At 41.0% G+C, this 730-nt stretch carries 1 protein-coding gene; it reads right to left on the bottom strand.

Going from position 1 to position 730, the window contains the following annotated elements:
• Positions 1-245 (bottom strand): FAD:protein FMN transferase (locus STRDD11_RS09480; protein ID WP_164828475.1); only part of this gene is annotated, 245 nt, incomplete at its 3' end.
• Positions 246-730: the final 485 nt, after the last annotated feature.

The following is a 730-nucleotide window of genomic DNA, read 5'->3' as shown; positions in this document are numbered from 1 at the left end:
GCAAGACTGTGCTTTTTTCCAATCTCAATCAGCTCAAAGAGCTCGGGATGAACCGGAACCCTTTCGATGCCGGCCATGTGATTGATCATCATCAGCTCAGAATCGTCATCATTGGCACTGAAACGATGCTTATAGAGGTGAAGCAGCCGGACTGTTTCATCTAACAGAGTCTCCGCCTGCTCGTGCAGAAGGGAAACAGAGATGGCGCTTCCCATCAGCTGAACTGAGCGAGAAGCAAAGTCCACACTATCACGACCTTTCTATTTTTTATACTCTTTGAAAATCGCTTCAACCCTATCAGCTTCAACAGTCTATCGGACTAAACGGCTTATCCTGACGGATAGGGTATCCGCTGCTTCAATAACCTGCAACAAAGCGAAACTGAAGGACTTTTGTCTCAGCCTCTTTCTGATTTGCCGATGATTTTCATTGAATATTACTTATCTTTACTTATTATAACAAAAAGACAACGTTTTCACAATCTTAATTTTATTAAATTTTCAGAAAACTTCCATCAGTAGCACAAAACGCCTGCCAATAAGCATTATTGAGCGGCAGAAGCAGCTTTATCCTTTGAAATGCATCGTGAGCAAATAACTTGTAAACGCTCACAGCGTCTGTTATAATGTTCTAGTAAAATTTTAAAATTAAGGTAGGACTATTTATGAGTAAAATCGTTGTAGTTGGTGCAAACCACGCAGGTACAGCGTGTATTAATACGATGTTGGAC

Origin of the sequence: Streptococcus sp. DD11 (assembly GCF_001578865.1) — a bacterium.
Lineage (GTDB): Bacteria > Bacillota > Bacilli > Lactobacillales > Streptococcaceae > Streptococcus > Streptococcus panodentis.
This window is presented reverse-complemented; position numbering and strand designations above follow the sequence as displayed.